Raw genomic sequence first — 24,716 nt, forward strand, 5'->3', positions numbered from 1 at the left:
TCTCCTACTTCATTCTATCCGCCTTTTTCACAACTTTTCTTTGTTTGAAAAATCCGGAGATCACCTGTCTAAGTCCTCCAAAAAAGTGCCCGTTGATAATCCTCATGATTCCGTCTACCATATAACTGCTGACCATTCCGCCTGTCATTTTTCCGATTCCCCTAAAGGTCATATTGTAAATAAACAGGATGTTCAAATCCGGTTTTCCTTTTTTCAAGCTCTTATCCAGCATCCTTGTCAATATCTTATAGACCAGCCTTGCCGGTGCACTTTTCGCATAGTATAACTGACAGATTGCGTCATTTGCTTCCAGTGTCCCACTCCAACTTCCGTCCGGAATTTCATGCCCCAGCAGTTCTTCCCACTCCTTGTCCGTTATCGATAAAATATCCCCATTCGCATAACTGGGCAGGTTTGCCATATCGTACGGAGAGGTTGCATTTGTACCTTCCATAACTACACTTCCCGCTAAACGAATATCCGCTACAGAGGCGCCTACCATAATCTTATACTCGCCGCCTTCAACCTCAAAACGGTTTGTTTTTACATTAAAATATCGGAATGCCTTATCATCCAAGGGAATCGTGACCTTTTTGCTCTCGCCGGCCTTCAGAAATATTTTTTTAAAACCCTTTAGCTCTTTTGCCGGGCGGTACACAGCAGGCGCCTTGGCATTTACATATATTTGTGCTACCTCTGCACCATCCATTTTTCCTGTATTAGTGATTGTGAATGTCACCGTCGCCGGATTTTCCATATTTTTTTTATGTTTTTCAATTTGAAGATCGGAATAGGTAAAGGTGGTATAACTCATTCCGTATCCGAACGGGAATAACACCTCCTTACCCACCGTTTCAAAATACCGATAACCCACAAATAAGCCTTCTCTGTATTCCGCATTCCTCTGCCTTGATGGGAAATAGGGAGCAGACGGCGTATCCTCATACGTAAGCGGATAAGTCTCTGAAAGCTTCCCTGACGGATTCACTTCCCCCATAATCACTTTCAGCATAGCTGACGCTCCCGCCTGGCCGCACAGATATCCATGGATTAACGCCTTGCACTTTGAAAGCCAGGGCATCTCCACTGAAGAACCTGCCGACATAACCACCACAATATTTTTGTTTACTTTTTCAATTGCATCTAACAGAGAAATCTGGTTCTCCGGCATCTTCATATGAGGGCGTTCAAGCCCCTCTGCTTCTGAAACCTCATTCAGCCCCAGATACAAAAGCACAACGTCCGCCTTCTTTGCAAGCTCCACTGCCTTGTTTTGCAGCGCGGCATTTTTCGGCCCGATCCTGGTGTATCCCTCCTCAAACCCAGCTACATTTAACTCGAAGCGCTCAATCATTTCCTTTGCGGAATCCAACTTTGTGGGATTCACTACAGATGAACCTGCTCCCTGATACCGTGGTGTCTTTGCAAAATCCCCGATAAGGGCCACGGCAGTCCCCTTCTTAAGCGGAAGAATAGCATCTTCATTTTTCAACAGAACAATGCTCTCTTCACTGGCTTTTTCCGCCATCTGATGATGCGCTTCCACATCAAAGGCTTTTCCTGAAGCCTTCTCTACCGCCGCTCCTGCGGAAAAAATAACATCCAAAAGCTCATCTAATCGCTTATCAATCAGCCTCTCATCGATTTTTCCATCCTTTACCGCCTGAATCAGCTCTTCATCGCTGTCACCGCCTGTGGTAGGCATCTCCAGATGGGCACCCGCCCTTACTCCTTCCACATGGTCGTTGCTTCCCCCCCAGTCCGAAACCACAAATCCGTCAAATCCCCATTCATCCCGAAGAATGTCCTGCAGCAGATGCTTATTCTCATTGGCATAGACCCCGTTTATACGGTTGTATGACGACATGATACTCTTTGCCTTCGATTCCTTGACCGCGATTTCAAAAGCGGTCAAATAAATCTCCCGTAAAGTTCTCTCGTCCATGACTGAATCACTCGCCATGCGCCTTATCTCTTGAGAATTTGCCGCAAAGTGCTTCGGACAGGCAGACACACCGTTTTCCTGAATTCCCCTGATATAACCGGCCGCCATCTTTCCCGCAAGATACGGGTCCTCAGAAAAATACTCAAAATTACGGCCGCACAGCGGGTTTCTTTTAATATTCAGGCCCGGTCCCAAAATAACGCCTACACCCTGGCTGGCCGCTTCCTCGCCCAGGCAGCGCCCGATTTCTTCACCAAGAGACGGATCCCAGCTATTTGCAGTCGCTGCTGCCGTCGGAAAACAGGTAGCGGGAACAGAACCATGTATACCCAATTGATCCCCCCTGCCTTCTTGTTTTCTAACCCCATGCGGGCCGTCCGCCAACATGATGCTCTTTATTCCAACACGCTCTACGCTTCTGGTCAGCCAAAAATCCTTGCCGGAGAACATATAGCATTTTTCTTCCAGAGACATCTGTGAAATAATCTCATTATATTTCAATTCCATTGTTTTTTCCCTTCTACAGTGAAAAAGCCGCCGCCCTTTGGCGGCAGCTCTTTCACTTTTTATAACACTTTATTTATAGCATTACGCTTTTTTCATGCTTTTCCCACTTTTTACGGAACGGATTGCAAACACGCCCCAAAGGATCAAAGCCGCAATAATGGTAATATCCACAAATATCATCACCAGCATCCATATCGGCAGCAGATAGCCATCTGCTTGGATACTCATGGCATTGCTGTTGACAACCGAATACAAAATATTCTTTGTCGCCTGACGAAGAAGCTTAATCTGCGTTGCATCATCAGCCATGGCAAATGTCTTGGCATCCTGCGTTAAGAACAGGTCGCCGCCGGCACGAATCATCTCGTCCACGTGTGTATAGGTATTTAAGCTATAGTCCGTAATGACCGAACCATGGAAGCCCCATTCATCACGAAGCACCTGTGTAAGCAGTGCATAGCTGCCTCCTGCCCATTTCATACCTAAACGGTTGAAGGAAGACATCATGCCTGTTGCCCCGCCTTCTTTCACTGTAATCTCAAAAGGCAACAGATAAATCTCCCGCATTGCCTGTTCATTCGCCCATACGAGAATACCGTTATATTCACGATCCGTCTCCTGATCGTTGATTGCAAAATGCTTCACGTAACAGTAGACGCCCTTTTTCTCTGCTCCCCGAATCACACCCGCGGCGAATTTGCCGGACAGCAGGCCGTCCTCGCTGTAGTATTCCCAGTTTCTTCCTGCAAAAGGAGAACGGTGGATATTCACGGCCGGTGCATACCAACCGGAATAAGGCAATCCGTCACCTTTTTCATTGCCTGCAAGACCTTCTTCACCTACCAGCTCGCCCATTCTCTCTGCCAGAGCAACATTCCAGGTGGAGCCCATTACACATTCTGCCTGATAAGCACAAGTCCCGTATACGACTGATTCCGATAAAAAGCTCGTAAACCCGCTAGGACCATCTGCATCTATCGTGAGCGGTTTGCCGACTACCCCGTCAATGCCCTTTACTTCATTGGTGCGGAAAGCGCCGAAACCGACCAGATTCTTCATCTCCTCAAGGGATATTTCATCCAGCAGCGTTTCCCAGCGCGGGTCATCGAAGGACACCTCTCCTACGTAACTTCCGTCCTCGGCATAAAGCATATCCCTCAGAGACAGCCCGTTATTTACCGGTGTGGCAGAGGGCGCATCTCCCGTTACTTCCCATGGCTTCCCTTCATCAGGCTCTGTGTATTTACGCTTGATCGATTCATCTAGCGCTTCCTTTAATTCATCTGTCAGGGTTCTTTCACTGTCGTCCAAATAGGCTGTGGGAACCGTACCGGCAAAATCTTTACGGGATACATAGGATGCATAGGTGTCCGTCCCGAAAATACCGGCACTCACATCATCAAATGCATTTACAACTTCTGCTTCTTCGCCGTCTGCATTCATATCAGTGGGCATCTGCACACTGTCATTCAAGGTATATACTGCACTCGCCTTCGCCGTATGTGAATCGCTTCCTACGATGATATTGTAATCCCCTGCTTCCAGCTCGTAGCCGCTGAAACCATTCTCATTGGCGTCCGCATAGTCATAAGACTTCATATTCTTCACATCCAGAGTAAGCGTAATCGTCTCTTCTTCTCCCGGAGCCAGAAGTCCTGTTTTGGCAAAATCACCTAAAACAACATGTGCCTTTTCAATTGCAGGCCCTTCATAATCATAAGGTGCGCTGTAATACAACTCTACAACATCTTTTCCTGCATAATCTCCGGTATTTTTAACCGTCACGGATACCTCTAGCGTATCATCTGCCGTAATAGTGCTTCCATCAGCTTCCGCAAAGGAAACATTCCAGTCAAACGTAGTATAGGAAAGACCATACCCGAAGGGATAGACTACGCTGTCTTCATACCATGTGGACTGCGGGTTCTTTGCCGTCTCCTCATGTCCGCGGGTCTCATAATAACGATATCCTACATAAATACCTTCTTCATAGTTTACAAAAGCATAATCCGTTTTGTCACCGCCATAGAGATAACGGTTGCCGAATTCACTTCCATAAATGCCGCTATTGTACCAGGTCGGATCCATCGTAAAATCTGCAACCCAGGTATCTACCGTATGACCGGAGGGGCTAATCTGGTTCCCTTCCGTATCTATTCCTGTCAAAATCTGTCCCAAAGCCATAACACCCGTTGCCCCCGGAAATCCCATCCAGAGAATGGAATCGATTCCTTCATCTGCCTTTAATTCCGGTATTTCCATGGTGGTACCCACATTCAGAACAACAATAACATTGGAAAAATTATCTTTTACATGCTCCAAAAGCGCTTTTTCATTTGCGTCCAATTTCAGATAATGGCTATCCGCAGAGGAAGCCCCCGAAACGGCGCCGCCGCCAAAACTGTCTGCCATTGTCCTGGGAAGGTCAAAGCCTTCTCCGCCGATTCTGGAGAAAACAACGATTGCCGCATCCTGATAATCTGCATAACTGCCCGTCACATCAGATGTATAAGAATCCATCTGCGTTTCCCCTGTTTCGAAACCGGGCAGCCTCTGTCCTGATGTCATGGCAGGATTTGCCGGTCTTCCGCTGCCGGATTTGCCGGAATTTTCATAAAAACCCTTAAGTGTTTCATTATAGGAGATTCCCGCTGCATCCAGACTCTCATATAACGTCTTATGCGTTGCTGAATTACTACTGCTGCCGGAACCGGAACCGGAATAAACAATATTCACCGAGTTCTTGCCGAACACACTGACACGTACGCCATCTGCAGACAGGGGAAGTACGTCATTTTCATTTTTGAGAAGTACGATTCCTTCCTTTTCCACCTCGACCACAAAATCATTTGCTGCGTTTAATACTTCTTCCTTACTGGAATACTGTCTGTCATACCATTCAACTCTGTTATCTTCTACCACATTGGCGCGTTCTCCGCCAAAAACAAGGCTTAATGAATTTGTAACAATGGGCACGCTCAATAGAACAGCCGTTACCGTAATTTCCAGAACAAGTACGATAGCTGTCACAATAAACCAGATTTTTGTTTTTTTATGAGCCCAAATAAAACCCATAATTATCTCCTTTTCTACCGCGGCTTCTTATTTCCGGTCCGCGGGAATAATTTTTAACGATGTGATGTTGATACCTACGGATTGTTACGCACTTTGTGCTCTCACAATCCCAACCCTAACTTAAGTTAGGGTACAACATTCGGAATCCGCCCTGGTATCATCATATTATTCAATGTTTTCTACAACTTCTTCCATGGAAAGCGCTGCGCCTGCCGTAATCTTCAGACAGTCAATAGAAGGTGCACTTGGCATATTGCCGCGGTAGGTATTATCACCGGCAACAAAAACAATTACATTCTCACCTACTTTCAACTGGATTTCGCCAAGGTTCTTTGTTTTGAAATTCTCCTGATTGCTCGCATCCGTACCGTTATCTGTCGTAAACTCCTCATACTGAACGGCTTCACCATTTACAGTAACTACGAAGCTTGTAGGATTCCATGTACAGTTTCCTAATGTATTAGAGCCAAGTACTGCTTTCAGCGTAGCTGTCGTATCCGCATCCGATGTGATCACAAAGGTAATCGGACTTCCCACGCCAAGCTCTCCTACATAAAAACCATTGCTCGCATTGGCATTTTCTTTTGCAAGACCGATGCCTGTCGGGGAACCGGATACTCCAAGCCCCTCCAATCCTTCCAGTACAGTGTATTCTGCTTCAAAGATAAATTCTGTTCCGTCCGCTTCTACCACCTCATTATTCGCTTCTTCCGTAGGTTGGCTTCCGGCTTCTGTACCGCCGCCTCCGCAGGCAGTCATCAACACCATTGCTGCCGTCATAAGCAAAGCTGTTATTACTCTCTTTTTCATTACATCACTCCTCCTGATTTAGTGAAACAGATGCACTTGCCTACCGCGCTGCAACTGCATCTGTTCCGATTTATTTTTTCTTATTATTTATTCCCTATGATTAGTTAGCAACTATAAGCGGAAGCTCAATAGAAGCCGGTTCATAACCCGTTGCTTCTGCTGTAATCTTAATCGTGTAGTCGCCTGCTGCAGACGGCGTTCCGCCGATAATACCGGTTGCCGCATCAAAAGTCATGCCCTCCGGCAATCCTTCTACCGCATAAGCAATATCAGAATATGCATAGTAGGTATTTAAAACAGCAGTATTCAACGCTTCTGAAGTATATGCTTCACCAACCTTGCCATCTGCCAGTGTGATAGCAACATCTTCACCATCAACTTCAATGGTATCTGTATAAATTATCTTCGTACCCTTGGGAAGCTGCATCGCATTACTGTTTGCGACCATGTACAAGATCTGCTTGGCAGCATCCTGCATACAGTGAATTGTAATATTCTGTGCATCTTGATCCATAGCAAGTATCTCTTCTACATCCAGATATACGCCGCCTTCAATACCATAAACCTTGGCATCTAACATCATATTAGCGCCTGCCTTGATCAACTGATATGCATTACAGGAATTGTATATTACGATATCCGTCACAACAGCACCATCGAATCCCCACTCGTCACGGGTAATCTGGTTCATAACACCATAGCTTCCAGAACACCACGTCTTGCCGATTCTGGTAAAGGATCCCATTGCGAAAGTAGCTTCGCCTTCTTCTACTGCTTGCTGATACCCTTTCAGGTAAACTTCTCTGGCTGTCTGCTCTGTCATCCATGCGGACAGACCATCCATTCCCGTACCGGTCGATATAGGTCCAAAACGATATGTCATAGCACCGCCGCCGTCATTATGGAATGCAAAATGCTTCAGCGTAATATAGCATCCCTTTGATTTTGCACCCTGAGATACGTTAGCAGCCAGACTTCCTGTCAGGAAAGGATCTTCAGAATAATACTCTGATACTCGGCTATCAAAAGGGGAACGATGAATGTTCATACCCGGTGCATACCACCCGGTATAGCTGTATACGATTCCGCCCGATACCGTGCTGTTGCCCCACAAGCCCTGCTCACCGATTATTTCTCCCATCTGATAAAGAAGGTCTTTATTAAAGGTAGCTGCAATCATAGGCTCTGATCCAAAGTAGTTGAACCTGTCATTTGTATCGGTGTAGTTACCTGTCCATCCCTTAGGGCCATCGGTATCACGTGAATATGGTTTGCCGATATACGGTACGCCGACGGAATTGAATCCGCCTATATTGACTAATTCTGCTAATTCCTCTAACGTCAGTTGTTCCACCAATTCCTGATATCTTTCATCGTCTGCGTCCGCGCCGATCAAATCGGACAAAACTATGGAATATTTATCTGCTGTACGATTTGCAGCATCTGTCTCATAAACAGGTGTGCCGATCGCCGCCGCATCATAATAAGCGTTGTATGCCGCATCGTCATAGTCCCATGTAGCATATTCCTCTTCAGAGATTTCTTTTACAGCCTCAAATCCATCCGGCATTGTTCCTTTAAAATCACTGCGGGATAAAGCTGTATATCCTTCGCTTGCAAAACCTTCTGTTACATCGTCCAGAGCATTGGTAATCTCCGCACCTGTAACCGCTTCATTGCACAATTCCTTCTGCGCAACAGTGTAATTAAAGCTGGCGTCATTGGAGCTCATACCATAGTGAGCATTTCCTGCAATCTTAACATTATAAGTACCTGCATCCAAAACATATGTCTTATCTGTCACATCATCGTAGGAAGCCATATCGGAAACATCGATGGAAACCTGTACGACCTCGCTTGCGCCCGGTTCAAGCATACCTGTCTTTGCATAATCTCCGAGAACAACATATGATTTTTCAATCACCGTATCATTGCCTGTTTCCTCTGTGCCGTAAGGAGCCGTATAATATAACTGGACAACTTCCTTACCTGCGACATCTCCGGTATTGGTTACTTTGACGTCAAATGTCAGAGTATCCGCTTTGGTCACCGTAGAATCTGCTGCTGCAGAAGGAGTAACTTCCCATGTAAAGTCAGTATAGGAAAGACCATAACCGAAGGGATAGTTTACATTCGTATTCCACCATGCATCCTCCGTGCCTGATTTGTTTTCTTCATAGCTTCTGGTTTCATAATATCTGTAACCTACATAAATGCCTTCTTCATAACCTACGGACCATGTATTTACCGGTTCGCCGTTTACACTGTACTGGGTATAACCGGTCATTGTGCCGTTGCCGTCTTCCCCCTGTGCAGTTTCACTGGTTCTGGTGTTGAAAATCTCGTAAGACGGGTTCTGTGTAAAATCTACCGCCCAAGTATCGACCGTTCTGCCGGAAGGATTTACTTCACCGGCAATAACTCTCCCCAGCACCTCAAATCCGTTGTCGCCGGGCTCGCCGATATTCAGAATCGCATCCACTGCATCATTTTTTTGAATTTGTGCAATTTCAATCGGAGTACAGCTATTTATCAGTACAATAACTTTATCAAAATTTGCATCTGCATAATCAATCAGATCATACTGCTCATCATCAAGTTGCAGGGAATGAATTCTACCGTCCTTTGCAATCTCACCGGTACCGCGGGAGATGACAACCATAGCCGCATCGCCGTACTCTCCCAGGGATGCTTTCCATTCATCAGTCCCGGAAGCTTTTGCAAAATCATCTGCAACCAGAATATCGGAAGTCTTCTTGGGAACATTCCCTTGCTCATCTGCCTCCGCTCCTTCTACATCCTCTGATGCCCACTGGGTGTAGAGGTCAAGGACTGTTTTGTTCAGAGCAAACCCTGCATCTTCCATGCCGGAGATCACGGTAGCCTGTGCAATAGCTGCTCCACCGGAAGCATCAACGACGTTATGGCTGGCACCTGCATTCGGATCGATTGCAGCGTAACCAAGCAGCGTGACTTTTGCGCCGCTTGCAAGCGGAAGCGCAGCACCTTCATTCTTGAAAAGGATCATACCCTCCTCAGAAATCTTCACATTTAAATCAAGTCCCGCCTGTAATGCTTCTGCCTTACTTGCATATGCAGACTCATACAGAACGGGGGTTTCCGATAACTCTGTCTGTGTTTCTTCTGAATTCACAGATGTTTTCGGTGTTTCGGTTGTACTTTCAGTCTGTCCCGCATTGTTTCCGCAGGCTGTAAGACCAAGTACAAGAGCTCCGGATAAGATCAGAGCCATTAATCTTTTAAACTTTTTCTCGATCATTTTTTCCCTCCCTTTTTCTCGCCTATTTTTAAAGAACTTAGGCAATTAAAATATATCATAGTTTTTCCTCTTTTGACTTGGTTTACACAAACTGTCCTTTTTTTTCGTAAACTGTTTTAAATATGTCTATATTAAACAAATTTGAACATGCATCTTTGTATAGATTGCTCAATCATATTTTTCTTTCTGTTGAAAAGGTATCAATATTGTTAATTTAAACCATTTATCCTCTACATTGATACGTACCGCACCGCCATATTTCTTCACTGTATGCATAATACTCTTTATGCCATAACCGTGAAATTCACTTTTGTGAGTTTTCGTTGTCTTAATTTCCCCCTCTGAACTTTTCAATTTTCCTTCAAAATAATTCTCAAACCGCATAATCAGAAAGTCCTTTTGGGAGAAAACAGCCAGATGAATCAGCCTTTTTTCCTTATCGGGAACCTCTTTTTCACACTCGATGGCATTGTCCAAAGCATTTCCAAAAATTGTACAGATATCCATGATATCCATAAAATCCAAAAGCTTACCATCCACCACACAGTTAAGGGATATCCCAAAATTCTCACATATTACGCTTTTACCGGTCAGCATTGAATCCAGCACCTTATTTCCGGTCTTGTTCTGCACCTCGTAGTAATGGATTTCCTCCTCCATCCTATCCAAGAAAGTCATTCGTTTTTCAGGATTCTCCTCTGCACGCAGCAATGCTATCTGATGCTTTAAGTCATGATATTTATAATTGATAAAATCAATGCTTTCCTTTGACATCTGATATTGAAGATAATGATTTTGAATCACATTCTGCATGACAGCCAGCTCCTGTTTCATGCGAAACTGGTAACGCTGTAAATAGTACGCATACATAATCGCTGTTCCGCCCATATCCACCAGAGTCCGAACGACGGCAATCGCTCCCTGATAGGAAGTGCTGAAAGGCGTTTCCATCGATATAAAACTTAAATTGCTGACAGTAAAAGCAGACACCGCAATCAGTAATGCCGCGCCAAGCTCCCCAAACGTCACATCCAGCGTTCCTTCCACCAGCTTCTGGTGCCGAAACAGCCAGCCATAGAAGCCATAAAGCACCCCGTAAATGAGGAGCATAATACCCAAACTGACCATCTGAGATTTTCCTTTGTAAAAAAAAGAATGTAAAAGCCACTCAAAAGATGCAGCAAATTCCGCAAAAACAAAAGCTTGAACCCCTATATAAACCGCATCCTTCCATTTTCCCTCAGAACCGAAATAAATAAAAATAATCATCAAAGCCGCGGCTATCATCATACAGGGAATCCAAAAAATAATATTCACATCGGCTGTCACTGTAAGAAAAAATATCTGAAAAATAAGCCCGCCCAATGCATAAACACAAAAACTCTTCCCTTTGAACCTTTTCTGCATATTCAAGAGATATACCATGCAAGCCGCCCATTCCGCAATTGCGGTATAAAGCCTCGGAATATCCAACAAGTTATTATCCATCCCTATTTCACCTCTCCCCAGTAGCTTGTCAGCGCTTCCATAAAGCCATTTCGTCTGGGGCGGCTTAAAAGCAGTTTTTCTCCCCTGACAACGGCGCAACCATCCTGCACACTATCCACATAGGCCAAATTAATTAAATATCCCTTATTTCCCCTGTAAAAATCAAATTCAGAGAGCATATCCTCCGCATTCTTCATCGCCCCCGGGGACTCTATATTTTTCCCGACGGTATGGTAAATCAGAGTATGGTTCTGACTTTCCACATAATAAATATCCGCCACATCAATACGGGCAATCCCCCCCCGAAGTTTTATTACAATGGTGTGCTGCGTTCTTTTTTTCAACCGCTTGATAGCCCGGTTCAGCCGTTCGGAAAAAGCAAAATAGGATATGGGTTTCACTACATAATCCAGCGCATCTACCTCGTAGCCACGGATAGCATACTGACGCAGATTCGTGATGAAAATAATGATTACCTCCGTATCCACCTCGCGGATAGCCTCCGCCGTAGTCATTCCGTCCATAAACCGCATCTGAATATCCAGGAGGATAATGTCAAACTGTGCTTTATAATTCTCTACAATTTCATCCCCGTCCGTAAACAGATGAATATCAAAAGTTTCCTGCCTCTCTTCCTCATACCGATGCAAAAAGCCTTCCAACTGTTTCGCATACATCACTTCATCTTCCACAATTGCAATGCGCATCATAAAATTTAATCCTCCCATTATCAGCTTCTTATATATTTAAACTATCATTTCTTGCTGTATCCATAATTACACATTTCCTTTCAAACGTTACGTTTGCTCACGTTTATTATACATTAAATCCGATAAAAATAATAATGCATTTATTTTCCTGTATTTGTCATATTCTATGACCTTCTTTTTTATTTACTCTGTGGACGTTAAAAGGACACTAGCTCTCGCTAATGTCCTTTTTATAAACTTCTTTTCTAAGTTGACTCCCTTACAATTACCGAAGGAAAGGTAATATATGACTGTGCATAAAGATTGGGTTTCTTTATTTTTTGCAGAATATATTTTCCTGCCTGCATACCCATATCAAAGACATCGATATTAACTACCGTAAGCATCGGTTTCAATATTTGGGAAAACGGGTAATCATCGAATGTGACAATTCCCATATCCTCTGGTATGGAAATATTTTTATCGTGCAATGCATTCACACAGCCATACGCAATATAGTTATTGGCACATATGATTGCATCAGGTCTTTCCTTACTATCCAATATCTGCTCCGTCATACGGTAACCGCTGTCGCAGACAGATTCTCCCTGTTGCACATGTCCTCTGGGAACAATTACATCATGCTTATTCAGGATAGAAAGCACTCCGTTCAAACGGTGCATTGAGATTTTGTCCGTTTCTTCACCGCCGATAAAAGCCAGAGACTGGTAGCCCTCCTCCAGCAAATGCTTTGCCGCTATCTCTCCCGCCAGACGATTATCAATGTCTATCCAGCAGAAATGGCTTTTAAAATTAGGGGTTCCTATGACCAGATGGGGAATGGCCTTTTCCTGAACAAGCTCGTCCAGCTCACAAGATATGGCGGAGGCATGAATTACAAATCCGTCCGCCAGCTTTGTATCCGACGCTTTTCTTATATATTGACAGGTTTCCTCCGCCGTAATGCTTTTTACGATGAGTGAATACCCTTTTTCCGATAAGGCTCGCTCCAGTCCGCACATGATTTCGAACATATGGGGATTGGAAAACCCCACATTTTTTCCTAACAGTGTCACAAAGATAACAGTCTTTGTCGACTGCTTCGCAAAATTCCGTGCGCGCAGATTCGGATGATAATTCAATTCTTCCATCGCCTGGTTTACCCGATCTGCCGTGGCCTGTGAAATGGAATATGATCCATTCATGACCTTCGACACAGTGGTCGCCGATGTTCCTGCCCTTTTAGCCACATCCCTGATCGTTACCGCCATATTGATAACCATACCTTTCTCATATCAACCTATTTCTTCCGTCTTCAGAACTGCATATCCCTTTGCATACAGCATATTTTCATGCAGGCCTTCACTTAACAGTATTTTCCCTTTTACGGCTCTTTTCAGTATATCCTCCGGTAAATCCAACGTTCTGTCTTCCATATTGACAGCCACAGTAATTCTTTCCTTTTCATTATATCTTTCATAAATATAAAGTCTGCTCGCCTTCTCAGCCAAAAGCGTACGGAATCCGCCGCTCCTTAAGGCGCATTCCTGAGTTCTGAGCTTTATTGCTCTTTGAAAAAAATCGAACGACTCATCTCTCTCCCCCCAGGGCATGGGCTGACGGTATTCTTCTTCCAAAACTCCTGTAATTCCCGCTTCATCTCCGTAAAAAACAGAAGGCATACCCGGGAACGTCATCTGAAACAGAACCGCAAGCCGGTATCTCCTCTTATCATTCCCGCATAAGGATAAAAATCTGCTGGCATCGTGGCTGTCCAGCACATTCAACTGTGCATAAACGGTCTGGCTCCTGTATCGCATCCTCATATCGGTCACTCTGCTGTCAAACTCTCCGGCATCTATCGACTGTTCTCCGAAGAAACGTTTACAGTGCTTGCGGAAATCATAGTTCATTGCGGAATCAAAAATCGTGCCATCCAGCCAATGATTAGCACTTTCCCACACTTCTCCGATTAAAACCGCTTCCGGATTCACACTTTTAATCTCCCGGTAAAACCTTCTCCAAAAGGCATCGTTTACTTCACTGGCCACATCCAGTCTCCAACCGTCAATATGGAATTCCTCCATCCAATAACATCCCACTCGGCAGAAATATTCCTCCACTTCCGGATTTGCCGTATTCAGCTTCGGCATCAGCCGTTCATAGCCGAAACATTCATAATTGGGATAGTCCTCCGGGTCATCCGGCCTGACTACAGGGAACTGCAATCCATAAAACCAATCTTTATACTCGGAATCTTCCCCCTTCTGCACCACATCCTCAAAGGCAAAGAACTTCCAGCCGCAATGATTGAATACTCCATCGATAATTACGCGGATTCCGTTATCGTGGAACCTCTCCACAAGCAGACGGAAGTCATCGTTACTCCCAAAGCACGGGTCTACATGAAAGTAATCAATCAAATCATACTTATGATATTCTCCCGCAGCAAAGATCGGATTGATATAGATGGCATTCACTCCCAGTTCCTTTAAATATTTCACATTCTCTGTGATGCCCCGAATAGTTCCTCCCAGTTTTCCTCTCGTGGTCAGTCCCAGGAACGGCTTCTCGGTCTCCTCTCCGCTTATATAAGCTTTTCCCGTTGCGAAGCTGTCCGGAAAAATATTATAAATAACTGCATCCTTCACCCATGACGGCGGGCGAACGATGTCCGCCCTATGATTAAAGGGCAACTGAAAGTATTCCGACCGGTCATCCACCGTACACTCGCTGAACTGATCTCCATAATAATATATCCGCTCCGTCCCGTCATCCAGTTCGAAGTAATAACATAAGCGTTTATACGGCTCTTCCAGATCGACCTGATAATAATCATGAAGCTCGGACTGCGCTTCCAAATGCATTTCCTTTTGATTGAAGATTACCGGCGTCAGCCTGCATGCCCTGTCTCCGTAAAACAAGGTACACTTTTTAATATCATCTCTTCCGGTCCGTATTCTGATCGTTACATGGGTTTCGTCAGTCCCGTAAGCATACTGGGACATGGGGATATGTAATACCGCACTCCTGTTCATGATTCATCCTCACTTATATTTCGTATTTAAAAGTACTCAACCCTTTACTCCTCCCGAAGTAAGGCCGGCAGCCATATTTTTTTGTAATAGAAAAAATATGATTAAGATGGGGACGGATACTGTGATGGATGCCGCCGCGAATACCGGCCAGCTTCCGCTCATCTCCGTCGCTTGCAGGGAATAAAGCCCTGCCGCTAATGTATAGGTATCGGAACCAAGCATAAAATTAATGGCAAAAATATATTCATTCCATACGTAAATCAGTACCATCATAACCGTAACCGCAATTGTAGGTTTTGCCAGCGGTAATACGATTTTTCTTACGAGCTGCAAGGGTGTTGCCCCGTCAATTCTTGCTGCCTCCTCGATCTCCACCGGAATCGTATCGAAATAACCTTTCATGTTCCACAGCGCGAACACTGCCATAGTTCCCGTATACACAATGATAAGGCCCGTTCGCGTATTGATCAGTTCCAGGGGTACGAGAAGCTTATAAAGCGCAGTCATGGACAGCAAAGACGGAAAGGCATAGAGCAGAATCAGCATTTTCAGAACAGCCTTTCTTCCCGGGAACCTCTTCCTGGAAAAGACGTAGGCTGCAGGTATCCCTGTTCCAAGCGATATTACAAGGGTCGCTCCTGCCAGTATCAGACTATTCTTAAGCCATAGCAGAATCGGCTTTTCCACAAACACTGCCCTGTAATTTTGCAAAGTCAAACGTTTCGGCAAAAAGGAGAAATCCGAGCTGAGCAGGCTGTTATCCGCATTCAAAGAAACCGAAAGCGCATAGAGCACAGGAACAAGAATAAAGAAGCACAGGATAATAAAAAAGAGATTAACTGCGGTCAGTATCATTCCTTCTCTTATTTTTTTCTTCATTTAACCCGCCTCCTTTTCTTTCGGTCTTATATTCGTACCGAGCGAGACTAAAATCAGTATTGCAAAAATAATCATGGAAACTGCGGAGCTATAACCATAGTTATTGGTGATAAACGCTTTTTCATAGGCATAAGTAAGTATGGTATGTATGTCCGCTCCCGTCTTAGAGCCCACCTGCTGCGTCAAAAGATAGATGATATCAAATTGCTTAAAGGTGGTAAAGGTCGTAATAACTACCGAGGGCGCAATAATAGGCTTTATCATAGGCAACGTTATATACCGGGTGCGCGCAAGCCAGCTTGCTCCGTCCAATACCGCACTTTCATAATAGCTTTTTTCGATGCTCTGCAGTGCTCCGTCAATGATTGTGATCATAAACGGCAGCGCCAGCCAGAGATTCACTACCGTACAGCAGATAAATGCCATCCCGTCGCTGTTTAGCCAGCGTATCGGTCTAAGCCCGAAGTCATCCAGCCATTGATTCAAAAGGCCGAACTGAGAGTTGAACATTCCCGTTTTCCAGAGCAAAATGGATACATAGCCCGGCATCGCCCACGGAAAGATTAAAAGTGTTTTATAGACATTCCTGAGCCTTAACTTCTTTATATTCAAAAGGCTTGCCAGAATAAATGCGGCAAAAAGCTGTACTGCCATATTTACCACTGTCCACAGCACCGTGAAAACAAAGGCTCCCACAAACCCGTTGTCCAGTACGAGCAGCGCATCTTTATAATTTTCAAGACCGATGATTTCAAAGTCATTCCAATGATAGACGTTCATATTGGTCAAAGAAATATATCCGGTGTACAATATCGGAAAAATTACAATCAGAAGGATCAGCAGCAGCGACGGAGCCGACCATAAGTATGAAAATACTGCATTCTTTCTTTTCTTTTTTACAGATAACAATTGTGCGTTCATCCTTTCGTCTCTTTACCGCATGCTTTCAATCAGCCGCTCAGCTTCCTTCTGTGCCTTTGCCGCGCTTTCCGTCACATCTTTACCGCTCATATTGATGTCGGTCAGCAGATTCCCCGCCACGGTCCACATCACGTCCATTTCCGGGAGGTTAGGCATAGGTACCGCATGTTCCGCCGTCTCCTTCATTGCCATGACCACTTCGTCCGATGTAACCGCTTCCATATCATAGCAAGCTTTATTCGCCGGCGCACAACCGCTGGCACCGGCAAGCTCTGCTCCCAGCTCGGCATCCATAACCTGCCGTAATACCTTTTCAACCGCCTCTTTCTTGTTTTGTGCGGCATGCTTCAATACCTGTATTCCCTGAACACCCATATACGGAGAGATCGGTCTGCCCGTCTCTTCGATGACCGGCATTGCCGCTACTCCTGCATCCATTCCTCTTTCCCGCACGGTCGGTATCATCCAGGGACCCGCAATCGTGGCATGAGCCATTCCTTCGGCAAGAAGCGTATTGACCGTGGCATATTCTGTCTCGCCAGGCATCAGCTCCACAAATTTCTTATGATATTCCAACGCGGCTATTGTCTCCGGCGAATCGAGTCCCGGCATTCCCGTCTCACTTAATATGCTGCCGCCGAAGCCATTGATCCATCCGGAAACATAATATGGCGTGCTGTGCTGCTCAACAAATCCATAATGACCGCCTCTTGTCGTCTCCTGCATATAGGAGTAAAGTTCCTCTGTGGTCTTCGGCACTTCTTCATCGCTCATATACAGTCTGTTATATATAAACAGCAGAGTTTCGTAATAAATCGGGAGCTGATAAACTGTTTTCTTATAGGAGGCTGCTTCCAATGTATTTTCCATATATGTGTCCGCAAGTTCCTGCTCCGGTACTATATCCGTTATCGGGGCGAGTATATCCATTTCCGCATACACACCGATCTTATCGTGTGCAAAAAAATACATATCCGGAGCTGCCTTGGGATTGTTTCCGACCATTTTCAATGCTTCCGTCAAATCACTTTTCTTTTCCAGCACCACATGTATCTGAGGTTCCAGTATCTCCAGCTTTTTTTGCAGCACTTCTGTTACGGCATCTTCTTTATCGTGCCAGATTGTAATCGTCGAGATACCGTTATCCGCATCTGTATCCTGTTTTCCACAACCGCTGAATAACAAGACCGCCATAGCTGCTGTTAAAATCATCGATAATGCTCTTTTCATCCCTGCTCCTCCTTCATCCTCAGGACCGCCAAGGCATAGTCCTGAGGAAACCAAATCATAAATTACTTTTTATTCTCCGCTTTCTTTTTCATAACGACAACAACAACGACTGCCACTGCCGCCGCAAGAACGATAACGATTACCGGAAGAATATTACCGCTTTTCGCTGCCGGGTGCACCACAGCATCTGTTGCATCCCCCGTATCTGTCGAGTCTGCCGTATCCACCTCCTGTACCGGACTTGTCGAAGCCGCATCCTTCGGTTCCTCATAAAATACTTCGTAATCCTCCGCACCATTTACAATAATCCATACATCCTTGCCTGTTTCTACGGAAATATCCGTTGTCTGTACGCCACCTTCATTGCCGTTGACAATAATAGAATTCACCCATCCCGGAATCGTCTTTTTTATCCATCCGTTCTCCCCTTCTTCCAAGGTCTCTCCCGGCCATGTAGTGAAGACATTCGTTCCATCCGGGGCCGACCATGCCCACAGGCAAGGTGCCGTCCAATCCGACGGAGCCATTACATGAACCGTAATATCGGGTATTTGAGCTTTGTCGGGGTCCATATAGCTGAAATCATAACCTCCTTCGGCATCTATGGTCACCCATACCTCTGCCGGGTCTATGGAAATATCTTCGGTCTGCATAGTTCCCTCATTTCCATTAATAATGATGGAATTCACCCAAACGGGAACCGTTGCCGTATACCAGCCATTTTCATTTTCTTTCATTTCACTTCCCGGCCAGGCCGCGAATGCATTTGTTCCGTCAGGAGCCGACCATGCCCACAGATTGGGACCGCCCCAACTATCATCCACCTTTGCATGAATCGTAAATTTATTCACATATTCCGGTGTCTCTCCCACAGTCTGTCTTTCATAAGAAATATCCACGGAGTCCGCCGCATTTACCGTAATCCATGCATCCTTTCTATCCAATATCTGTTCCTCGGTCTGGACATTTCCATCATTGGCATTGATAATCACATGATTCGCCCAACCGGGTAGCCAGATATAATACCAGTCTTCATTTGCCGGATCGGCATCCATCCCGCCGCCCGGCCATGCATCGAATGCACCTTTTCCGTCATCATCCCACGCCCATACACAAGGATTCTCCCAATCCTCCGGCACCTGAACATAAACTGCCGTAAGTGTCTCTTCCTTTTCCTCCGCAAATGCCAAAGCCGGCATCATTGCTGTTGCAATAACCAACATCAGCAAAAAAGCCGATATCCGTTTCATCACTTTACTCATATATTTTCCTCCTGAATTATATCGATTCCGGATACGTTCATACGTTCCCGTAAAACAATGAAAAGTGCACTTTTTCCATTTGATAAGCTGATTATATTTCACCCTCCTTGGTTGGTCAATTCATATTTGAGTAACCGTTTTCCCTATTTTTTTAGCACTTTATTATGATTTTCCACCCGTTTTTTGTAATGTTTTACTAATGGTTTGACGATTATAAGCAATCTTCAGAAATCTTTGTGAATAACTTACGAAACTGTTTCCCTATCGTTGGTTATTATTAAAAGGGCAGGTCTAAAATAATTTAGCCCCGCCCTAATCTATAATATTAACTTCAAAATAGCATTATTGTAGCTTTTCCGTCCATTCCTCTTCCTTGAATCCGACTAAAACAAAGTCCTTCCCCACCACTATCGGTCTTTTAACGAGCATTCCGTCAGAAGCCAGCAAATCATACTTTTCCTCCTGGGTCATCCCGGGCAGCTTATCCTTTAGCTGCATTTCCTTATATAAGATTCCGCTCGTATTAAAGAAACGTTTCAAATCAAGTCCGCTCTTCTCATGCCACTCTTTTAACTCCGCCGCCTTAGGCCTGTCCTCTTTAATATGCCTGTCTTCATAGTCTACCTCATGATCCCTCAGCCATTTACCTGCGTTCTTACAAGTGCTGCACTTTGGATATTCCACAAATAGAACCTTCATAACATCCCTCTTTTCTGTAATTTATTTTCCTATTTATCACATTGTAGCATGGCTCCCCTATTTCTTCCATCCGGACTTTTGGGCTGTCTGATTTTTATTTAATTTTATGACATTATTTTTTTCGATATATATATTGACATTATATATTATACTTCATATAATATACTTATAAAATATATATATAAACTTTATATATGATGCCGCAACTGCAAAATTAATCAGCCCCATAATTTCACTCACGGGGAATTTGTACCATCCCAATATTATGTACCTGTCAACACTGCCATAAGTATTAGCAAAGCCTATTATTTTATGGAGAATTTCAATACGTAAAAGGAGATTTTATGATATATCCCATCAGTGCCCCTCTTCTGGATTTCCTCATACTTTCCATTGTCAGGGATAGAGACAGCTACGGCTACCAAATCGGCCAGCAGCTAAAGAGCGTATCCTCCATGAAGGATTCCACCCTTTACCCAATACTCAGGCGCCTGTCAGAGAATGGTTTTGTCGTTACCTATGATCAGCCATTCCAGGGGCGCAACCGTAAGTATTACCGGATAACCGAGACCGGAAGAAAACAGTGGCAGTTTCAATACGAAGAATGGCAGTCCCATATCGCCGCTATTGAAGAAATTATAAATAAAGAAAACACTTTCCAAGAGGGAGGAAATGACAATGAATAAAGCGGATTACATGCAGTCCTTGAAAAAGCAATTACGCCGCCTTCCAAGAGAGGACTTTGAGAAGGCTATCGAATATTTCGAGGAATATTTTTCCGATGCCGGAATTGAGAACGAAGCTCAGGTGATTGAAGATCTTGGCACTCCCGAATTTGCCGCCGAACAAATTATCACCAATATTGCGCTTAAGAATACGAATGCCCCCGTAAAGGATGTTAAAAAAGGACTGAATGCCGTATGGGTGGGGGTTCTCGCAGTCTGCGCCGCACCTATCGCACTTCCTTTCGCTTTGGCTTTGGTCATAGTAATCGTTACCTTTGTATTCTGTATACTGATGGTAATCGCATGTTTTATCTTTTCAGGAATTGTTTTTACCCTTATGGGCCCCATCTGCATCGCCGCAGGGTTTACGGCCATTACCACGAATATTCCCGTATTTATCAGTTGTATAGGTACCGGCTTTGTTCTTATGGGAATCGGCATGCTGTTGACCTTCAGCATGGTACGTCTCTGCCAGCGGTTCCTTACCGCAATAGTGCGTTTCTTCGGTCGTCTCATCAGAAAAGGAGAGAGAAAAAATGAGCAAAACAAGTAAACTTCTTATTACATGCACCTTTCTAATCGGTATCGGTATTACCTTGTGCATTGTCGGTTTCCTTCTGGGAGGAAGGGTGTCCGGCATCGGTATAGGGCAAAACGGCATCCAAATATATACCTGGGGGAACTCCGGGCGGGAAGAATCGGCTCCTTCCTATGAAGAAGCCGAAGTCAAATTAGATTCTTATCAAAATATACGTATGAATGTCGCGTATGCCAATGTGGAGATCAAAGAATCCGATCACTACGGCATCGCTTATAAAATAGCAAAAAGAACTCCCATATCCTATGAAATAAAGGACGGCGTACTGAATATCGATCAAGGAAATAAGAAAAACGGTGTTTCTTCTAATTTTATGTTTTTTGGTTTCTCGGGGGTGCGTAACGAATATATATATGACACAGAATTTATTACTGTTTATATACCAAAAAGTGCGGTGTTGGGTGAAATTTCAATCAAGAACGACTGCGGGGATATCAATTTATCCAACCTAGAGGCTTCCTCCCTCGCCCTATATAATGACTATGGAAATATCGGGTTGACCTCCATAAATACCCCCGTCATTTCTCTTCAGATAAATTCCGGCAATTTAACCGCGAACAATATTAAGGCGGATAATTTTACAATAGTCAATGATTACGGCAATGTGGAATTGGATAGGGTAGATGCAGAAACCCTCTCTTTGGAGATAAGTACAGGAAGCTTAGATATGGAAAACATCTCCGCGCAAACGGTCACAGTAACAGACGATTATGGAGATGTGACATTGGACACGGTGAATGCAGGCTCTCTTTCCCTGAAGCTAAACACAAGTGATCTGACCTTGAACAATATCACGGCAAAATCTCTTATCTCAGACATCGATTACGGCAGCTTCGCTATGGACCAGGTCGCTATTGACGGAGACACAGACATTACAATAAACAGCGGCTCCTTGAAAATGAAAGAAGTATCTACCCATACTCTATCTGTTATCAATCAATACGGATCTGTCATCGGCAGCACTTTATCCGCCGGGGATGTGAACTTCACCTTGGAGAGCGGTAATTGTGAAATCAAGGATTTTACATTTAATAATTGTGAAGCTTCTTCCGATTACGGAGATGTTACTCTTCATCTGACTGTTCCTGCTGCCGATTACTCTTACGATTTATATACGGACTATGGTACTATAAAAATTGATAATCAGGATATGGGGGGGAAATATAGACCTATTTCCTCTTCCGATACGGAAAAACAAATTAAAATCGGCTGTGAGTCCGGCAATATCAAAATAAACAGCCCGCTGTAAAAGGTTTGCCTATGTAACCTATAGGATAAAATTAAGCTGCAGTCTTTGCTCCCGGCAAAACTGCAGCTTAACTTTATTCTTATTCCCTTAGATTCTAAAGCGCGCTATCTCTTCCATCAGCCTATCCGCGCCCTCTTTCGTCTGCATTACCTGATCCTTTACATCGGAAGCTCTTTCATTAATATCCTGAGCCCGCCCTGCAATATCGCTCGTTCCGCTGGCGCCTTCTCCTGCTGCCGTAGCTACATCGTCGATAGATGCAAGAATCTGTTCAATAGCATATAACAACTGCTCGGAAATCGAACCGAATTCTGTTACCAGATTATTTACATAATCTGCATCCTCGCTATATTGATCCGCCACTTCCAATAATACTTCGTAGTCGCTGGCTACATCCTCGGAAACGTACTGAAGCAGTTCATTCGAACTCTTTGTCAAATAGCCTACAGAACCTGTTACTTTCTCCGTCATATCCTGAATCCGGAGTGTGGCTTGTTTGGACTGCTCTGCCAGATGTCTGATTTCCTCAGCCACTACCGCAAAGCCTCTTCCTGCCTCACCTGCTCTCGCTGCCTCAATAGCGGCATTCAGGGAAAGAAGGTTCGTCTGCTCCGTAATCTGCATAATATACTGTGTCAAGGTAGTGATTTCGTCTACCACCTTGGAATCCTCAATCGCCTTAGTCAAATTCTGTTTCGTGTTAGAGAACATCTCATTTGCTTTCTGTTGTGCCTCATTCACATCCTTCTTCGTCTTCTCCGCACGTCCGAAGATCTCTCCCGCTGTAGCTGCGCCATCTTTCGATTTCTCTGCGATCCGGTTCGCAGCATCTTCAATTCTCTTGGAAGCATTCGCGATTTCCTGGGAAGAAGCCGCTGTCTCCTCCATACTTGCCGCCAGTTCCTGGGTCGTAGCAGAAATATCTTCAATACTGCCGCTTAGTTCTCTCACATCATCCACCGTATTCGTTACTTTCTCATCAATACTCCGTGATTCTTCCCTTACCTTATTAACAAGCTGCCTCAAGGATTCTTTCATATCGTTGATGGCATTGGCAATAGAACCAATTTCATCCCTTCTTTGCAAAAGTTTCGCATTCACCTCTATCGTAAAATCGCCCTGAGCGATTGTCTCCACATATTCGGAAGACTTAGTAATCGGAATGACAATACGTTTGGTCACTATTAAGATAACGATTATCGTTAACACTAAAATAAAGGTAGAAATGATTGCTACAAGGACAGAAAGGCTTACCGCACCCGCCCTAATTTCCTGTAAAGACATAAACGAAGCAAGAATCCATTCTGTTCCCGCCACACGATGAGGGTTCACCATGTACTGCATACCATCGATAGTAACTTCGAATCTTCCCTGATTATCACTTAACAATCTTTCCAATCCTGTAATTGCTACTTCATCTACCATTTTAAAGTTATTTTCCGGATTACTGCCATCTGCCAAAATGGTTCCGGTGCTATGTACTATTATGGAAAACCCCGTTTCACCATTCTTCATCTGGCTTAACATATCACTGATTACCGACTGTTCCACATCGATTCCAAGTACTCCCAGGACTTTTCCATTTCCATCGGTAAAAGTTCTTACATTGCTCGTAATCATCGTTTTAGTAAAAGTATCTATATAAGGGTCTGTTCTGACAATCTCCCCATTGCCTGAAATACCCGTTTTATACCAACTCTTTTCTGCCGTATTATATGCTTCAGCAAGTCCCGACTCCGGCCACTGGAGATAACCGCCCTGTTCCGTACCCATATAAACATACATCGTTCCCGGATGACTCAGCGCATATTGTTCGAAGACTTCGTAAATCTTCTGCTCTATCCCTCCATTTTTCGAGGGAGTCATTTTATCTACAGCCGCGGGATACGAAGTAATATTCCCGTTGGCTTCCATCACGGTGGGGTTCGTAGCCACCATATTGATGTTCTGATCCAACTGTTTATAGAAACTAGTGATCGCCTCCTCTACAATTTTCATCTGTTCCGTGGAATTGCTATAATAATCCTGCATGGCACGATTGGTCACCTGATAACTGATGACACCGACAATTGCCGTTAATGAAGTGACGAGTGCAATAATAAATACTGCCAAAATCTGTGTTTGAATACTCTTAAATCCCTTCCTCATACATATTCCTCTTTTCTTTTGTCTTTTGTCTTTGCCTTTCCAACCTTACTTTCTGAACCAGAATACATAACAATACGTTTTTTCATACATTTGTTCCATCATTATATCATAACGATGTGTTAGTTTCTATCATTATTAATGCACCACTTTTCATATATTTATCTACTCTTATT

The 24,716-nt window shown here is 44.3% G+C and carries 17 protein-coding genes; 3 read left to right on the forward strand and 14 right to left on the reverse strand.

All coding sequences use genetic code 11. The annotated features are described in order from the left end of the window. Nucleotides 1-4: 4 nt before the first annotated feature. The 13 genes from RBB56_RS07370 to RBB56_RS07430 all read right to left on the reverse strand — a co-directional run bounded on the left by RBB56_RS07370 (nucleotide 5) and on the right by RBB56_RS07430 (nucleotide 19,823). Complete coding sequence (locus RBB56_RS07370) at nucleotides 5-2,452, reverse strand: glycoside hydrolase family 3 C-terminal domain-containing protein (RefSeq protein ID WP_306721734.1); 2,448 nt, start codon at nucleotides 2,450-2,452, stop codon at nucleotides 5-7. 81 nt (nucleotides 2,453-2,533) lie between these two features. Continuing rightward, nucleotides 2,534-5,527, reverse strand: a complete 2,994-nt coding sequence (locus tag RBB56_RS07375) for a glycoside hydrolase family 3 protein (protein ID WP_306721735.1) — start codon at nucleotides 5,525-5,527, stop codon at nucleotides 2,534-2,536. A gap of 165 nt (nucleotides 5,528-5,692) precedes the next feature. Then, entirely contained in the window at nucleotides 5,693-6,337 is a 645-nt protein-coding gene (locus tag RBB56_RS07380) for a hypothetical protein (protein ID WP_306721736.1), read from the reverse strand. Nucleotides 6,338-6,437: 100 nt separating this feature from the next. After that, complete coding sequence (locus RBB56_RS07385; RefSeq protein ID WP_306721737.1) at nucleotides 6,438-9,617, reverse strand: glycoside hydrolase family 3 C-terminal domain-containing protein; 3,180 nt, start codon at nucleotides 9,615-9,617, stop codon at nucleotides 6,438-6,440. 168 nt (nucleotides 9,618-9,785) lie between these two features. Next, nucleotides 9,786-11,105, reverse strand: coding sequence for a GHKL domain-containing protein (locus RBB56_RS07390; RefSeq protein ID WP_306721738.1), 1,320 nt, complete (start codon nucleotides 11,103-11,105; stop codon nucleotides 9,786-9,788). 2 nt (nucleotides 11,106-11,107) lie between these two features. Beyond that, nucleotides 11,108-11,833 (reverse strand): LytR/AlgR family response regulator transcription factor, encoded by a 726-nt coding sequence (locus RBB56_RS07395; RefSeq protein ID WP_306721739.1) that lies wholly within the window; start codon nucleotides 11,831-11,833, stop codon nucleotides 11,108-11,110. 227 nt (nucleotides 11,834-12,060) lie between these two features. Further along, complete coding sequence (locus RBB56_RS07400; protein WP_306721740.1) at nucleotides 12,061-13,077, reverse strand: LacI family DNA-binding transcriptional regulator; 1,017 nt, start codon at nucleotides 13,075-13,077, stop codon at nucleotides 12,061-12,063. Between the two features lie 12 nt (nucleotides 13,078-13,089). Next, the gene (locus tag RBB56_RS07405) at nucleotides 13,090-14,832 is read right to left on the reverse strand and encodes a glycoside hydrolase family 13 protein (RefSeq protein ID WP_306721741.1); all 1,743 of its coding nucleotides are present in this window, start codon (nucleotides 14,830-14,832) and stop codon (nucleotides 13,090-13,092) included. 36 nt (nucleotides 14,833-14,868) lie between these two features. After that, nucleotides 14,869-15,711, reverse strand: coding sequence for a sugar ABC transporter permease (locus RBB56_RS07410; protein ID WP_306721742.1), 843 nt, complete (start codon nucleotides 15,709-15,711; stop codon nucleotides 14,869-14,871). After that, the gene (locus RBB56_RS07415) at nucleotides 15,712-16,632 is read right to left on the reverse strand and encodes a carbohydrate ABC transporter permease (RefSeq protein WP_306721743.1); all 921 of its coding nucleotides are present in this window, start codon (nucleotides 16,630-16,632) and stop codon (nucleotides 15,712-15,714) included. Nucleotides 16,633-16,644: 12 nt separating this feature from the next. Next, nucleotides 16,645-17,862 carry an extracellular solute-binding protein gene (locus RBB56_RS07420; RefSeq protein WP_306721744.1) on the reverse strand — a complete coding sequence of 406 codons (1,218 nt, stop codon included), beginning with the start codon at nucleotides 17,860-17,862 and terminating at the stop codon, nucleotides 16,645-16,647. Nucleotides 17,863-17,924: 62 nt separating this feature from the next. Further along, a complete protein-coding gene (locus RBB56_RS07425) occupies nucleotides 17,925-19,124 on the reverse strand; it encodes a starch-binding protein (protein ID WP_306721745.1) in 1,200 nt (399 codons plus the stop codon). A 342-nt stretch (nucleotides 19,125-19,466) separates the two neighbouring features. Next, nucleotides 19,467-19,823 (reverse strand): arsenate reductase family protein, encoded by a 357-nt coding sequence (locus RBB56_RS07430; protein WP_306721746.1) that lies wholly within the window; start codon nucleotides 19,821-19,823, stop codon nucleotides 19,467-19,469. Nucleotides 19,824-20,167: 344 nt separating this feature from the next. Here RBB56_RS07430 and RBB56_RS07435 point away from each other — a divergent pair, with 344 nt between their 5' ends. Genes RBB56_RS07435 through RBB56_RS07445 form a run of 3 tightly spaced genes read left to right on the forward strand, consistent with a single transcriptional unit; the run spans nucleotide 20,168 to nucleotide 22,395 of the window. Beyond that, on the forward strand, nucleotides 20,168-20,509 hold the full coding sequence (locus tag RBB56_RS07435) for a PadR family transcriptional regulator (RefSeq protein WP_306721747.1): 342 nt from the start codon (nucleotides 20,168-20,170) through the stop codon (nucleotides 20,507-20,509). Beyond that, nucleotides 20,502-21,101 carry a DUF1700 domain-containing protein gene (locus RBB56_RS07440; RefSeq protein ID WP_306721748.1) on the forward strand — a complete coding sequence of 200 codons (600 nt, stop codon included), beginning with the start codon at nucleotides 20,502-20,504 and terminating at the stop codon, nucleotides 21,099-21,101. The genes RBB56_RS07435 and RBB56_RS07440 overlap by 8 nt, the downstream gene beginning before the upstream one ends. Then, complete coding sequence (locus RBB56_RS07445) at nucleotides 21,085-22,395, forward strand: DUF4097 family beta strand repeat-containing protein (protein WP_306721749.1); 1,311 nt, start codon at nucleotides 21,085-21,087, stop codon at nucleotides 22,393-22,395. Before RBB56_RS07440 ends, RBB56_RS07445 begins: the two co-directional genes overlap by 17 nt. Nucleotides 22,396-22,482: 87 nt before the next feature. On the opposite strand, the gene RBB56_RS07450 is transcribed toward RBB56_RS07445, so the two are convergent. Further along, complete coding sequence (locus tag RBB56_RS07450) at nucleotides 22,483-24,543, reverse strand: methyl-accepting chemotaxis protein (protein ID WP_306721750.1); 2,061 nt, start codon at nucleotides 24,541-24,543, stop codon at nucleotides 22,483-22,485. Nucleotides 24,544-24,716 lie beyond the last annotated feature (173 nt).

Origin of the sequence: Kineothrix sp. MB12-C1, from assembly GCF_030863805.1 — a bacterium.
In the GTDB taxonomy this organism is placed as follows: Bacteria; Bacillota; Clostridia; order Lachnospirales; family Lachnospiraceae; genus Kineothrix.